Raw genomic sequence first — 13586 nt, 5'->3', positions numbered from 1 at the left:
ATGAGCGCGAGCCCTGGATATAAGGAAGTGGATGCCATGCGTCTGTTGTTGGTAGAGGACGAAGAGAAGACCTCGTCATATCTTTGTCGCGCACTGGGAGAGTCGGGCTTCATGGTCGATGTCTCCGCTGAGGGGGCCGAAGGGCTCCATTTTGCGCTGGAGTACGAGTATGACGCCATCATTCTGGATGTGATGTTGCCTGGCATGGATGGTTATCGGGTGCTGGAGGGGCTTCGTGCGAGCAAGCAGACACCGGTGCTGATGCTCTCTGCGCGCGGCTCCGTGGACGAGCGGGTCAAGGGGCTGCGTCTGGGGGCCGATGACTATCTGCCCAAACCCTTCTCGCTCATTGAACTGGTTGCCCGTATCCAGGCCCTGGTGCGTCGTCGCGGGGCCGATGGCGCGGACATCACCCAGTTGCAGATCCACGATATGCATCTGGATCTGCTGGCGCGTCGGGTGTCGCGCGCCGGCCATCGGCTGGAGCTCACCGCCAAGGAGTTCTCCCTGCTCAGCCTGCTGGCCCGCCATCAGGGGGAGATCCTCTCGAAGATGATGATTGCCGAGCAGGTCTGGGATATGAATTTTGACAGTGATGCCAACGTCGTGGAAGTCGCGATAAAACGGCTGCGAGCCAAGATAGATGCGCCTTTCGAGGTCAAGCTGCTGCACACGGTGCGCGGCATGGGTTATGTGCTCGAAGTCAGGCCGGACCTGCACCCTTGAGGGGAGGAAACAAGATGTTCACACGCTCCATCTCCGGACACCTGGCGCTGATGTTTGCCCTGAGTGCCGTCCTGATCGTCTCGGCATCCGGTCTGCTGCTGAGGAGTTCGCTCCATGACTCCTTGCAAAAGCAGATGCACAACGAGCTGTCGTTTCGTGAATCCTTGATGAGCCCCTGGATCAGTGCCCGCACCTCCAGCGAAGGGTGGTCAGTGCTGGCCAGCAAGTTCACCAATCTGGCCAGCTCAGAGGGGAACCGTGTTCACTATTGGATTGTCAGCGACGATCCTAGCTTCAGGGTGGGAGGCATACCGCCATCGGGGGTAACCTGGGACGCTCTCAAGGAGGGGTTCAACAAACTGCCCGGCGCCTCCGAGGAGGCCTGCTCGCTCTTCCTGCTGGTGAAGACCATTCCCGCCAATGGAGAAAGGCCCGAGCTGCGCTATGTGGTGTCCATCGACTCGACGCCCTATATGAGCACACTGGACGCCTTTACCCGCACGCTGCTGGTCATCACTCTCCTTGGCGTGCTGATGGTCGCCTTGCTGGGGTATGGCGTTGCCCGGATTGGTCTGCGCCCGGTAGGGGCCTTGAGTCAGCAGGCCCATCGACTGGCGCCGGGAGACCATGGTCAGCGGCTGGACACAGACGCCTTGCCCGAGGAGCTGCAGCAGTTGGCCTCCTCGTTCAACGGCGTCTTGGCACGTCAGGAGGTGGCATGGCGGCAACTGGAGAGCTTCAATGCCGATGTGGCCCATGAGCTGCGGACCCCACTCACGAATCTGATTGGCCAGACTCAGCTGGAGTTATCCCGCAGGCGTTCGCCAGAGGAGCTGGGTGACTTGCTCGGCTCCAATCTGGAGGAGCTGGAGCGGATGGCTTCCATCGTCAACGACATGCTGTTTTTGTCCCATGCCCATGCGGGGGAGCATGCCTCCCAACTGGAGCGGGTTTCGCTGCGCGAAGAGACCCTCAAGACGGTGGAGTATGTGGAGCCCTCCCTCGCCGAAAAGCGGCTCTCATTGCAGCTGGAAGGGGATGTGATCGCACATATCGACCGGCGCCTGTTCCACCGTTCACTCGCCAATTTACTGGAGAATGCGGCAAGGCACTCACCGCCCCACGGAACCATCACCGTCAGACTGAGCCAGCGCGAGGAGCAGGCCTGGGTCGCTGTCTCAAACCCCGGCGATCCCATTGCCCCTGCCCATCTGTCTCGCCTGTTTGAACGTTTTTACCGGGTTGACTCAGCCAGGGCCCGCAGCGACACCCATCATGGCCTGGGGCTGTCTATTGTCCGGGCGGTGGCGATCATGCACCGGGGAGAGGTGTTCGCCCAGAGCGAGGACGGGGTCAATACCTTTGGGCTCACTTTTGCACTGTCCCCAAAGAGGGGGCAGGCTCATGAGTCAGCACCCGTGCTGGAGAAACGATTGGCACCCTCCAGGAGAAACGATTGGCACCCTCCATGCCCGGTCTATCCTGACAGGAACGTCAGCCTGAGGTCAGCGTGACGACATCTCGTGCTTGCTAGCATGGCAGTGGTTTAACCCCAGGCTCACTCACTAAAGGGATCTCGTTTCATGTCAGGAAAAATGCGTTATTTCGCTCTGCTGCTGCCGCTTATGAGTTGCGTCGCCATTGCTGTGGAGCAAGGTGCAGCCACCGGCATCGCCGTCGCGGGCAGCCAGGCGGCGGTGTACGGTTCGGCGGACAACTTTACCGGCCGGGTCCGGGTCGATCCGCTTTTCACGGCCGACCAGGCTATCCCGGTATCGGGTGCTTACGTCACCTTCGAGCCCGGGGCGCGTTCGGCCTGGCACAGGCACCCGGCAGGGCAGCGGCTCATTGTGACCTCGGGGGTCGGCTTGACCCAGCAGGAGGGTCAACCGGTACAGATCATCCGTCCCGGTGATGTCGTCTCCTGCCCACCCGGGGTCAAGCATTGGCATGGTGCCACCCCCGGCAGTGCGATGACGCATCTGGCGGTGACCGGCAATGTGGACGGCAAGAGTGTTGAATGGATGGAGAAGGTGACAGATGAACAATACCAGGCACATTAAGGCGATCACGGCAGCGGCGCTGCTGCTCCTTGGCACCGGACTGCCCTACGGGGTGGCCGCCAATGAGGGCACCCCCCAGGTGAGCCAGCAAGGATCCGTGACCGACACCCTGACCACGCGCCAGCAGGCCATTCCCTTGATCGCCTCGGCGATGGCGACCAGCAACATGGAGAAGCTACGAGATGCCCTCAATCGGGGTCTGGATGCAGGATTGACGGTGAATGAAGCCAAGGAGGTGCTCGTTCAGCTCTATGCTTATGCCGGTTTTCCTCGCAGTCTGAATGCCTTGAATGAGTTGATGAAGGTTGTCGAGGCTCGCAAGGCACGGGGCATCAACGATCCTCTGGGAAAAGAGCCCGTCACCCCCATCCCGGTCGGTGATGAACTGCGCCGAGTGGGGACTGCCAACCAGACCAGGATCTCGGGTGCACCGGTACAGGGTCCGCTCTTTGAGTTTGCCCCAGTGATCAACCAGTACCTGCAGACGCACCTGTTTGGCGATATTTTCGCTCGCGACAACCTGGACTGGCAGAGCCGCGAACTGGCGACGGTAGGGGCGTTGGCTTCCATGCCAGGGGTGGAGGCACAGTTGCTGTCCCATATGCGTGCCAGCCAACGGGTCGGCCTGAGCGCCGGTCAACTGCATCAGGTGGTGCAACTGCTGCGCGAACAGGGCGAGGTCGATGCCGCCACCCGGGCACAGAAGGCACTGCAGCAGGCGCTGGCCGCGACCAAATAGGGCACTGGACGTTACCAAGGAGCAGGCAGCATGTCAGATCACCATGACCCCACCCGAAGGAAGCTGCTGGCGGCGTTGCCGGGCTTGACGCTGGTGAACCTTCCCCTGGGGCAGGCCATCGCCAGCGCGCAGGCGCGACAACCCAACGGAGGCACCCTGGTCGCATATTTCTCCCGAAGCGGCAATACACGGGTAATCGCGGGGGTGATCCAGCGCACGCTGCAAGCCGATCTGTTCGAGATAGTGCCAGCGAGCCCGTATCCGGCGGATTACTTCCAGACCGTCGCGCAGGCGCAGCGTGAGCGGGATCTTGGGCTGACCCCTGCGCTGAAACAGTCCGCCACCATGGCGGGCTATCACACCCTTTATGTCGGCTTTCCCATCTGGGGGATGACGGTTCCCCCCGTGGTCAAGAGCTTCCTGAGCGGCCATGACCTGGCGGGCAAGCGACTCGTGCCTTTCATCACCCACGGTGGCTATGGCATCGGGGATAGCGAGGCGGTACTCGCCAGACTGGCGTCAGGTGCCAGGCGAGATGCGCCACTGATCATGGAGTGCGATCAGGAGAGGCGAACGACCGAGACAGTCGCCCGGTGGCTGGAGGCCGGAGGGACTTGATCTCATCTTTGGGCGAGGCAGACAGGTCATCGTCGTGAGGGCGACAGGTGATGCTCATATACATAAACAGGATTGAGGCCACAGGCCAAACAAGGGAACACAACCATGAAGAGACTCAGTAAATCATTGCTTTTTTGCATGCTGGCGGGGGTGCTGGTGGCACCCGCTCATGCCGATCCCCTGGTTATCCAGGAGCAAGGCAGTTTTGCCGCGGGGGGCGCCGTCGTCACCGCACCCGGCACCTTTGACCCCAGGAAACCACTGGACCCTGCCGGTCAGACCTACCATGGGGATCACGCCAGCGTCTTCTATCAGATCCCGTCCAACCCGCACCCGTATCCGATCGTCATGCTTCACGGCGCTGGCCAGTCTTCCCGTACCTGGCAGACCACGCCGGATGGCCGGGAAGGTTTCCAGACCCTGTTCCTGCGCCGGGGGTTTGCGACCTATCTGGTCGATCAGCCCCGCAGAGGCAGCGCGGGTCGCAGCATGGTGGAGGGGGCAGTGGCCCCCAATCCGGATGAGCAGTTGTGGTTCAACCAGTTCCGTCTCGGCGTCTGGCCGGATTATTTCAACGGCGTCCAGTTCTCGCAGGATCAAGCTGTGCTGAACCAGTATTTTCGCCAGATGACCCCCAACACAGGGCCCTTTGATGCCAACGTCATCGCCGATGCCATGGCGGCGGTGCTGGACAAGAGTGGTCCTGCCATCCTGTTCACCCACTCCCAGGGGGGCGGACCTGGCTGGCATACCGCCATAAAAAGCAACAAGGTGAAGGCCATAGTCGCGTTCGAACCAGGCAGTGGCTTCCTCTTCCCTGAGCAGGCGTTGCCTGCCCCCATGCCGAGCGCGTTCGATACCCTGAAGGGGGAGCCGGTGGCGATGGCGCAGTTCATGAGCCTGACCAGGATCCCGGTGCTGATCCTGTATGGCGACAACATCCCGGACAAACCGACCGCCATGCCCGCCCAGGACAGCTGGCGAGTCAGGCTGGCGATGGCTCGCCAGTGGCGGGATCAGGTCAACCAGCACGGGGGGGATGTCACCGTGGTTCACCTGCCCGAAATCGGCATCAAGGGCAACACCCACTTCCCCTTCTCCGATCTGAACAATGTGCAGATCGCCGATCTGGTGAGCCAGTTCCTGAAAGAGAAGGGTCTGCAATAACCAGGGGAGACAGCAATGGTGAGGACGCGATTCATGAATATTGCTAATAAACCCTAGCAAGATCCCGGGTCTAATCTCGTCAATCCCCTTGCGTTATGCTGGGTACACATTATCGGAAGGATATAGTCATGCACACAGTCAGACTCAATAACGGTATAGAAATGCCCCTGCTGGGGTTTGGTGTCTTCCAGATGACGGACGCGGCAGAGTGCGAGCGCGCCGTCATCGAGGCCATAGACACCGGCTATCGGCTGATCGATACCGCCGCCTCCTATCAGAATGAGACTCAGGTCGGGAACGGGATCAGGCAGAGCGGCATCAGGCGCTGCGAGCTCTTTGTCACCACCAAGCTCTGGTTGCAAGACGCCAGCTACGAGGGAGCCAAGGCGCAGTTCGAGCGCTCCTTGAACCGCCTGCAGCTCGATTATGTGGATCTCTATCTCATCCATCAGCCCTACGGGGATGTCCACGGCGCCTGGCGGGCAATGGAGGAGTTGCAGCAAGCCGGCAAGATCCGGGCAATCGGCGTCAGCAACTTCCAGCCGGATCGGCTGGCGGATCTCATGGCGTTCAACAAGGTGGTGCCTGCCGTCAACCAGATAGAGGTGAACCCCTTCAACCAGCAGCTGCATGCCGCCCCCTGGATGCAGAGTCGACAAATACAGCCACAGGCGTGGGCCCCCTTCGCCGAGGGCCGAAATGGTCTGTTCCAGCACCCGGTACTGACCGCCATCGGCGCGAAACGGGGAAAGAGCGTGGGACAAGTGGTGTTGCGCTGGATCTTCCAGCGCGGCATAGCGTCGCTGGCCAAGTCGGTGCGCAAGGAGAGGATGGAGGAGAACCTCGACATCCTCGACTTCGAACTCAGTCAGGACGAGATGGTGCAGATAGCCGCGCTGGATACGGCGACCAGCGCCTTCTTCTCTCACCGCGACCCCGCCATGGTGGAGTGGCTGACCCAGCGCAAGCTCGACGTCTGACCAGGGCAATCAGCAATGGCGTCGGGAGACGACAGACGGTGGGTGGCGCGGTGCGCCGCCAACCGTTCTTCCTGCTGAGGGAACACAGTGCCCACGGTCGGAGAGGGGAGGCATCATGCCCGCAAGCGCACGGCGTCCAGGAACAGCCGAAAGGCGGGAGAGTTCTGGCGCCGGCTGGGGTAGTAGAGGTGATACCCGGGGAAGCGTGGGCAATAGGGGGCCAGTACCGAGATCAGCGCCCCTGTGGCCAGATGGGGGTCAGCCATGTCTGAAGGCAGATAAGCCAGACCGTGGCCTGCCAGCGCGGCGCGCAGTACGGGCGTGCCTGTGTTGAAGATGCACTGACCCTGTACATGGGCCTTGATGGGTTGACCATCTTGCTCAAACTCCCACAGCATCAGGTTGTCATAGGTGGGCAGCCGCAGGCCGATGCATTGATGAGCCGCCAGATCCTGAATGGTGTGGGGGGCCGGGTTGCGGGAGAGATAGTCGGGGGAGGCCACCACGACGATCTGCATATCCTGGCTGATACGCACCGCAATCATGTCTTTCTCCACCTGTTCCCCCAACCGGATCCCCGCATCAAACTTCTGCTCGACTATGTTGGTCAGGCCGTAGTTGATATCGATTTCTACCTGAATGTCCGGGTACTCCTTGAGCAGCGGCGATATGCGCGGCCACAGGTAGGTGTCTGCCGCATGCTCGGCGGTAGTGATACGGATCAAGCCCGCGGGTTTGTCCTTGAGCTCATTGAGCGCCGAGATCTCATCCTCTATCCCCTCAAAATGCGGCTGCAGGCGTTCAAGCAGCCGCTCGCCCGCCGGGGTTGGGGAGACGCTGCGCGTGGTCCGGGTCAACAACCGAATGCCCAGTCGCTCCTCCAGCCCCCGCATGGCGTGGCTCAGGGCGGACTGGGATACCCCCAGGTGAGCCGCCGCGCGGGTAAAGCTGCCTTCTCTTGCCACCGCCATGAAGGAGATCAAGTCGTTGTAGTTGGTTTTTGCCATGAGTTGCCCTGCCAAAGGTCGTGATAGGAAATGGTTCCGGGTGGTGGTACAGGAGCCCAACACGGCTGCTTCATGGCTGCAGGTTGGGGTCAAGCGACTCGTTAACACGTAGCGGGAACAGCGCCCGTCTCTGCGCTATTAAGTGTCGTAAACAAGAACCCGGTCTGAGGTCGGTGCCAGGTAGTCGCTAGATCTGTGCAGGTCGATTGTTATGACATCCATTATTCACAGTGGTAAGGGGCGATCTTGAATAATGCTCTTCATCACTAGTGTGGAGGTGAGTCGTTGCACACAGGGTAGTGCCGATAACTGCTCGTCATATAAGGCTTGAAATGCAGCTAGATCCCGGGTGATGACATGCAGAATATAATCAGGATCGCCAAAGAGTCGTTGCGCTGTGATCACATTAGGTATGGCTATTACGGCCTCCTCAAAGGCGGCAACGGCCCCTTTATGACCCTCTTTCATGGTGACAAACACCATGGCCGAAAAACTCAGGCCTAGGTTGCCAGCATCCAGATGAGCACGATAGCTCTTGATGATTCCAACCTCTTCCAACGCCTTCACTCGCCGATGGCAAGGAGATACGCTCAGGCCAACCTTGTCGGCCAATTCGGTGACCGACAACCGGCCATCGAGTTGCAGTTCAGCAAGAATTTTTCTGTCAGTTCTATCCATGTGGAAAATCTTTCCAAGAAATGCTCATAGTGAGCAACTATTTGGCAGCTCATTCTAGGGCTCACACGTTACGATTTCCAGTCATCCAAGAGGGGATATGCGACGAGGTGAGGTTTATGTCTGGTGAACTGCTAATGGCGTTTTGGAGTGTGTCGTTTTTACTGGTGATGACGCCGGGGATGGACTGGGCTTATGTCATCTCGGCCGGGAGCAGCGGTCGGGGTGTGGTGCCTGCCGTGGGTGGCTTGCTCTCAGGCCATTTGTTGGCGACTTTGTTGGTCGTTGCGGGGGCAGGGGCTCTGGTTAGCCGCTATCCTCTGGCGCTGACCGGACTGACGCTGGCCGGGGCGGGTTATCTACTGTGGCTGGGTATCAGCATGGTAAGGCACTCGTTTATGGTGACCACATCGCTGCCAATACAGGCCGATTCGTTGGCCAGCGGTTCCTGGCAGCATTGGATGGTACGCGGTGCCTGTGTCAGCGGGATGAATCCCAAGGTGTTCTTGCTCTTTTTGGCACTGTTGCCCCAATTTACAGATCCACATAGTGACTGGTCGCTGGAAGAACAGATGCTGACCTTGAGCGGCCTTCATCTTCTCAACTGCGGCATTGTCTACCTGGCTGTAGGGTACGGTGCCAAGCAACTGCTGAGAGCTCGACCGCAGGCCAGTCGTTGGCTGATGCGTTGCTCTGGAATAGCGATGGTAATCATCGGGTCCAGTTTATTGATTGAGCAATGGATATGAGGAATCGCCATGAGTAAGCAACATATGCAAGGTGAACAAGCCGCACCCTATGGTCAAAATATCGTCAGCGGCCTACCTGCGACTCGAGTTCGTATCCCTCATCTGCAGCAGATGAAAGTGAAAGGTGAGAAATGGGCCATGCTCACCAGCTATGACATGTACACGGCGGCCATTTTCGAACAGGCCGGGATCCCGGTGTTGCTGGTGGGTGACTCAGCTGCCAATAACGTCTATGGCTACTCATCATCGTTGACTGTCACTGTGGATGAGCTCTTGCCTTTGGTTCAGGCGGTGACCCGTAGCGTACGTCGGCCGCTGGTGATCGCTGACTTGCCTTTTGGTTCCTATCAGGGCTCAGCTGAGCAAGCATTTCATACAGCAGTGCGTTTTATGAAAGAGGGTGGGGCACACGCGGTCAAGTTGGAGGGCGGGCTTGCCATACTGCCACAGGTGGAAAAACTGGTGAATGCCGGTATTCCGGTGATGGCGCACATTGGTTTTACCCCGCAGGCTGAACATCAGTTGGGTGGCTATCGAGTGCAGGGGCGAGGAGCCGATGCCGCGCGTGTACTGGCAGAGGCTAAGGCACTTGAGGCTGCAGGAGCCTTTGCCCTGTTACTGGAAATGATCCCGGGAGAATTGTCCGCAGAGATCACCGCCAACGTGGCGATACCAACGGTCGGTATTGGGGCTGGAAGTGGTTGTGATGCTCAAGTGCTAGTTTGGCAGGATATGGCGGGCCTGCGCACAGGACGTTTACCGCGCTTTGTTAAACAATACGCTGATATGCATCGACTGTTGAGCGATGCCGCCACCCAGTTTGCCAAGGAGGTAATATCAGGTGAGTTTCCCGGTGAGGAGCATACCTTTTAGACGAGGCTAGATTCGGCGCTGTTCCAGAAACGTATTGGTAACCTCCTTTTATATTTATTTGAGTTGATGCTGACTGTCACTAATGGAACCTGAAGTTGGATTTTTCACGGATTAGCGTTGTGAAATGGGGGATGGCTAGGTACCAAAGATTTTGTCAGACATCATCGATGCAGCCCTCAAAGCAAGATGTTGCGAACCCAGGATGCAAAATCAGTAGCCACCTCATGGGTAATTTCATGACCAATTCCATAATTCAGCAGATGAGATGGGATGCCATGTGCCTGAAGCAACTCAGTGCTTTTCTCGGCCCAGAAATACGGCAGTCGATCATCGTTTTTACCATGTATCACGAGCGCAGACAGGTGTTGCAGATCTTCAGCCCGGGCGATGAGAGGCTCAATTTCCGGCAGGATGCGCCCAGAAAGAATGGCAAAGCCACGAACGCATTTGGGGGCGGTCAGTGCAAGGCTGGCTGACATGATGCCTCCTTGGCTAAATCCGGCAATCAGGGTTTGATCAGATGTAACGCCATAACGTAGTTGCAGCTCGGGAATAAACCGGAGGAGCCGTTGCCGGCTTGCTTCTGCCGCTGCAGTGTCGATTTTGGGTCCGTTTGCCGTGAAACTGACCGAGAATGCGGAGTACGCCCCAGGCGCCATGGTCAAAGGGGAACGAACCGAAACGACAGAAAGGTTATTAGGAATGAAGCTTCCCAGGCCAAGCAAGGAGTCCTCATTGCTGCCGACCCCATGCATCAGTATCACCAGACCAATTGGCTGACCCACGGCAGGACGGTAGCGATACGCGAGGGGGAGATCGTCTATCAGGGGAGAAAAATCTATGTTCATGGTTGTGTCTCTATTCCAAGAAGTTGCTTGGCAACGGCACCGAGCACTCAATCCGAATTTCTAGTACAAGCCGGCTGCAAGACTGGCCATCAATGCTCTTCCGGGCCGTTGCACCAGTATTAACACGGTGCGACCATTTGTTCGCACCGTCATCGTCAGCCTGAAAAGGTTTGGTGTCAGCTGCCGAACAGTTTCCCCTCACCGGCCCAATCAGATGGCGCCACGTCTTCGAAAATCACGTAGATGTACTTCGGGTCCGTTCCTGTATTGCGGACAATGCTTTCCGTAATCTCAGCGGCAACGACTTGTTTAGTGGCGGTTTCTTTACCTTCAAACCAGGTAACACGTACGACGGGCATAAAATTCTCCTTAGGGTGAAAAATGGATGTTTGCTTAGCGGTTGACCCACCGGGGGAGCCGGAGAGTCATGGTTGGCTTAACGTTCAAGAAAGGCATGCAGGTCCTGCGAGAACTTGAACGGGTTCTTGAACATGAGGAAGTGGTCGCCTTGCTCAGACCGGGTATAGGCATAGAGCCTCGCATTCGGTATGACGGAAGCCATCCAGCGTTGACTAGGCAAGTTGTTGCTGTATTCGCCAGAGAAGATGGCTGTCGGTATGTCGATCTTGTGGCGGATCACGTCGCGCCAGTCATTTGTGGCGTGATCGAACAGCACCTTGGCGGTGTACTTCGGATCGGTTTTGACAAACTCGTGCGCGAAAGCGGTCGAGTTCTCGTAGTACGGCGAATCGTTGACCATGGCTCGCTCGACAACCTTCATATCGACCACCAATTGGTTTGTCGGTGCTCCGGTGGTGAAGGTTGCCACCATGCGTTCAACCGATGACGTCATGCCGCCAGCGTCGAGCCGTTCCTGTTCGGTCCAGTCGGCATGAGAATAGATGGAGACCGGTTCGTCGACGAAAACCACCTTGCGAATACTCTTCGTGCCGAAGAGGTCGATATAACCCCACAGGACAGCCGCTCCCATCGACCAGCCACAGTAATCCGCTATCTGCAAATCGAGGTGTTCAGTGAACTCCTTTAGGTCGACCGAGAGGCGCGTGATGCGACTGCCGTATTCGACGTGCTGCGACAGTCCCTGATTACGGGGATCAAGGACATAAACGTGGTAACGCTTGCTGAGCAGATAGAGCACGTTGATGTATTCAGCGCCGCTGGCCGACCAGCCTGGAATGAACACCAAAGGTTTGCCCGAACCAGCCTCCCAATAGCGCAGTTTTACACCATCGCTGGTTGTGAAAGCGTTGATTTGCAAGTCCTGGAAGTCTGATAACTTGGTTGGCAAGCCTGTCAGCTTGCGGGGGAAGCTGTAGTCCTTACCCAGAACTTCTATGGCCGGAGCGGCACTGACCAAGCCGTGCGAGATGAGCAATGACAGCGTAATAAGTGCTGAACGAATGAAAGGTTTCATCATGATCCTTGCCGGGATGCCAGGGTCAGTCCAACGCTGGCCATGGCATCCCGATGAGTAACTTATACCTGTACCCAGGCCGGTGCCACGGTCGGGCCTTTGCCGAGGAAGTAGCCAAAGTGAATGTTCATTTCACCAATAGGCTCGATAAACCGGCTATTGCTCAACGGACCAGCATTGATCGCCTCGAAGCCCATCGATTGAGCCAGTGTGGACACCTGAGATTTGGCCGCCTCGTCATCGCCGGCGATCAACACCTGGAGCAACTTGCCTTGGCGGGCCTCGGACGGCAGCAACTGGGCAAAGATAGTGTTGAATGCCTTCACGACACTGGCCTTAGGCACCAGGGCCTGGATTTCTTCGGCGGCGGAGGTGGTGTGGCCTATCACCAGCTCCTTGTAGTCGGCGCTGATCGGGTTGCTGATATCGACCAGAATCTTACCGGCAAGATCCCCTGCCTCCTTGAGGGCATCGGCAGCACCGCCGAAGGGAATGGCCAGGATCACGATGTCTGCCAGCCGGGTAGCGGCAGCAATGCCGCCACCTTGGGACTCCTGTCCCACTTTTTCAGCGAGTGCGGCGGCTTTGGCCGGATCGCGGCTGCCGATGGCGACGTTGTGGTTGGCTCCCGCCAAAGTACTTGCTAGGCCGCTGGCCATGTTTCCGGTACCGATGATGGCAACTTTCATTTTGCAACTCCTTGAACTTGAGAGGGCTAGATCAACTGTTGCCACTATACGACTTGAGCTTTTGTGGGATAAATTGTCAAAATTCACCAATACCTGAAACAGGGCGTTTCTAATGGATAGGTTGTTAAGCATGACGGTATTCACCAAAGCCGTCGAACTCGGCTCCTTTTCGGCGGCAGGGAACGCGCTTGGAATGTCCTCCCAGCTGGTCGGAAAACATGTGCAGATGCTGGAACAGCATCTGGGAGTTCGCCTACTCAATCGCACCACGCGCCGGCAACACCTGACCGATATTGGTCGCGAGTTTTACGAGCGGACTAAAAGCATTTTGGCGGACGTCGAGGCGGCAGAAGGATTGGCGGCAGAAACCCGGGCAACCCCCCGTGGGCGGCTGCGTATCAACGCCCCAGTGACGTTCGGCATTCATGCGCTTTCACCAAAGCTTCCCGACTATCTGAATGCCAACGCTGAGGTAACGCTGGAGTTATCCATGACCAACCGGCTGGTCGATGTCGTTGATGAAGGATACGACGTAGTCTTTCGTATTGGTGAATTGACGGATAGCGGCTTGATTGCTCGGCAACTGGCGCCCTATCGACTGATCCTGTGCGCAGCCCCCAGTTATCTGGCGGCGCGAGGGCCAATCAATACGCCGCAGGATCTTTCACGGCAGGAGTGTCTAGGTTACCTGCACCCAGAGTTGAGTAAGCGGTGGACCTTGATCGGGCCTGAGGGAACGGTGACTGTCCCTGTCTCAGGCCGTTTGATGGTGGATAGTGGAGAGGCTTTAATGGCTGCTGCAATCGCCGGTGTAGGCGTTTTGCTGCAACCCTTTGAAATTGTTCAGCCATATCTCGCATCCGGGCAGCTGGTCACACTGCTGCCTGAATACCACGCACCAACATTGCCAATGCACATCCTGTATGCCCCGGATCGTCGCATGACCCCCAAACTCCGAAGCTTCATCGAATTTGCCATTGCACACTTCGGACCGGATACTTAAGTATCTCTTGTGTG

16 protein-coding genes are annotated in these 13586 nt (G+C 57.8%); 10 read left to right on the top strand and 6 right to left on the bottom strand.

Annotation, left to right across the window (positions count from 1 at the left end; genetic code table 11):
* Positions 1–36 precede the first annotated feature (36 nt).
* The 7 genes from BN1118_RS09595 to BN1118_RS09565 all read left to right on the top strand — a co-directional run bounded on the left by BN1118_RS09595 (position 37) and on the right by BN1118_RS09565 (position 6293).
* Positions 37–726: a heavy metal response regulator transcription factor gene (locus BN1118_RS09595; RefSeq protein ID WP_043555748.1), complete on the top strand. Its 690-nt coding sequence runs from the start codon at positions 37–39 to the stop codon at positions 724–726.
* 14 nt (positions 727–740) lie between these two features.
* On the top strand, positions 741–2240 hold the full coding sequence (locus tag BN1118_RS09590) for a heavy metal sensor histidine kinase (RefSeq protein ID WP_084214055.1): 1500 nt from the start codon (positions 741–743) through the stop codon (positions 2238–2240).
* Between the two features lie 69 nt (positions 2241–2309).
* A complete protein-coding gene (locus tag BN1118_RS09585) occupies positions 2310–2789 on the top strand; it encodes a (R)-mandelonitrile lyase (RefSeq protein ID WP_043555747.1) in 480 nt (159 codons plus the stop codon).
* Complete coding sequence (locus BN1118_RS09580) at positions 2767–3528, top strand: carboxymuconolactone decarboxylase family protein (protein WP_043555746.1); 762 nt, start codon at positions 2767–2769, stop codon at positions 3526–3528. Before BN1118_RS09585 ends, BN1118_RS09580 begins: the two co-directional genes overlap by 23 nt.
* A 30-nt stretch (positions 3529–3558) precedes the next feature.
* Complete coding sequence (locus BN1118_RS09575) at positions 3559–4146, top strand: flavodoxin (RefSeq protein WP_043555745.1); 588 nt, start codon at positions 3559–3561, stop codon at positions 4144–4146.
* Between the two features lie 105 nt (positions 4147–4251).
* Positions 4252–5313 (top strand): alpha/beta hydrolase, encoded by a 1062-nt coding sequence (locus BN1118_RS09570; RefSeq protein WP_043555744.1) that lies wholly within the window; start codon positions 4252–4254, stop codon positions 5311–5313.
* 128 nt (positions 5314–5441) lie between these two features.
* Positions 5442–6293 (top strand): aldo/keto reductase, encoded by an 852-nt coding sequence (locus BN1118_RS09565; RefSeq protein ID WP_043555743.1) that lies wholly within the window; start codon positions 5442–5444, stop codon positions 6291–6293.
* Between the two features lie 113 nt (positions 6294–6406).
* Here BN1118_RS09565 and BN1118_RS09560 read toward each other — a convergent pair whose 3' ends face one another.
* Both BN1118_RS09560 and BN1118_RS09555 read right to left on the bottom strand, forming a co-directional pair.
* A complete protein-coding gene (locus BN1118_RS09560; protein WP_043555741.1) occupies positions 6407–7300 on the bottom strand; it encodes a LysR family transcriptional regulator in 894 nt (297 codons plus the stop codon).
* Between the two features lie 225 nt (positions 7301–7525).
* On the bottom strand, positions 7526–7978 hold the full coding sequence (locus BN1118_RS09555) for an Lrp/AsnC family transcriptional regulator (protein WP_043555740.1): 453 nt from the start codon (positions 7976–7978) through the stop codon (positions 7526–7528).
* A gap of 116 nt (positions 7979–8094) precedes the next feature.
* Here BN1118_RS09555 and BN1118_RS09550 point away from each other — a divergent pair, with 116 nt between their 5' ends.
* Together BN1118_RS09550 and panB are read left to right on the top strand one after the other, a co-directional pair.
* Positions 8095–8724, top strand: a complete 630-nt coding sequence (locus tag BN1118_RS09550; RefSeq protein ID WP_043555879.1) for a LysE family translocator — start codon at positions 8095–8097, stop codon at positions 8722–8724.
* Between the two features lie 9 nt (positions 8725–8733).
* Positions 8734–9597 carry a 3-methyl-2-oxobutanoate hydroxymethyltransferase gene (gene panB, locus BN1118_RS09545; protein WP_156994867.1) on the top strand — a complete coding sequence of 288 codons (864 nt, stop codon included), beginning with the start codon at positions 8734–8736 and terminating at the stop codon, positions 9595–9597.
* A 176-nt stretch (positions 9598–9773) separates the two neighbouring features.
* Here panB and BN1118_RS21135 read toward each other — a convergent pair whose 3' ends face one another.
* The 4 genes from BN1118_RS21135 to BN1118_RS09525 form a co-directional block, all read right to left on the bottom strand.
* Positions 9774–10445 carry an alpha/beta hydrolase gene (locus tag BN1118_RS21135; protein WP_084214053.1) on the bottom strand — a complete coding sequence of 224 codons (672 nt, stop codon included), beginning with the start codon at positions 10443–10445 and terminating at the stop codon, positions 9774–9776.
* A 176-nt stretch (positions 10446–10621) separates the two neighbouring features.
* Entirely contained in the window at positions 10622–10804 is a 183-nt protein-coding gene (locus BN1118_RS09535; RefSeq protein ID WP_043555737.1) for a tautomerase family protein, read from the bottom strand.
* Between the two features lie 77 nt (positions 10805–10881).
* The gene (locus tag BN1118_RS09530; protein WP_043555736.1) at positions 10882–11880 is read right to left on the bottom strand and encodes an alpha/beta fold hydrolase; all 999 of its coding nucleotides are present in this window, start codon (positions 11878–11880) and stop codon (positions 10882–10884) included.
* A 62-nt stretch (positions 11881–11942) separates the two neighbouring features.
* Positions 11943–12569, bottom strand: a complete 627-nt coding sequence (locus tag BN1118_RS09525) for an NADPH-dependent F420 reductase (RefSeq protein ID WP_043555735.1) — start codon at positions 12567–12569, stop codon at positions 11943–11945.
* Positions 12570–12699: 130 nt separating this feature from the next.
* Here BN1118_RS09525 and BN1118_RS09520 point away from each other — a divergent pair, with 130 nt between their 5' ends.
* Positions 12700–13572: a LysR family transcriptional regulator gene (locus BN1118_RS09520; RefSeq protein ID WP_244463593.1), complete on the top strand. Its 873-nt coding sequence runs from the start codon at positions 12700–12702 to the stop codon at positions 13570–13572.
* Positions 13573–13586 lie beyond the last annotated feature (14 nt).

Source organism: Aeromonas bestiarum (assembly GCF_000819745.1).
Lineage (GTDB): Bacteria > Pseudomonadota > Gammaproteobacteria > Enterobacterales > Aeromonadaceae > Aeromonas > Aeromonas bestiarum.
The sequence above is the reverse complement of the archived record's forward strand: the minus strand, read 5'-3'. Positions and strand labels throughout refer to the sequence as shown.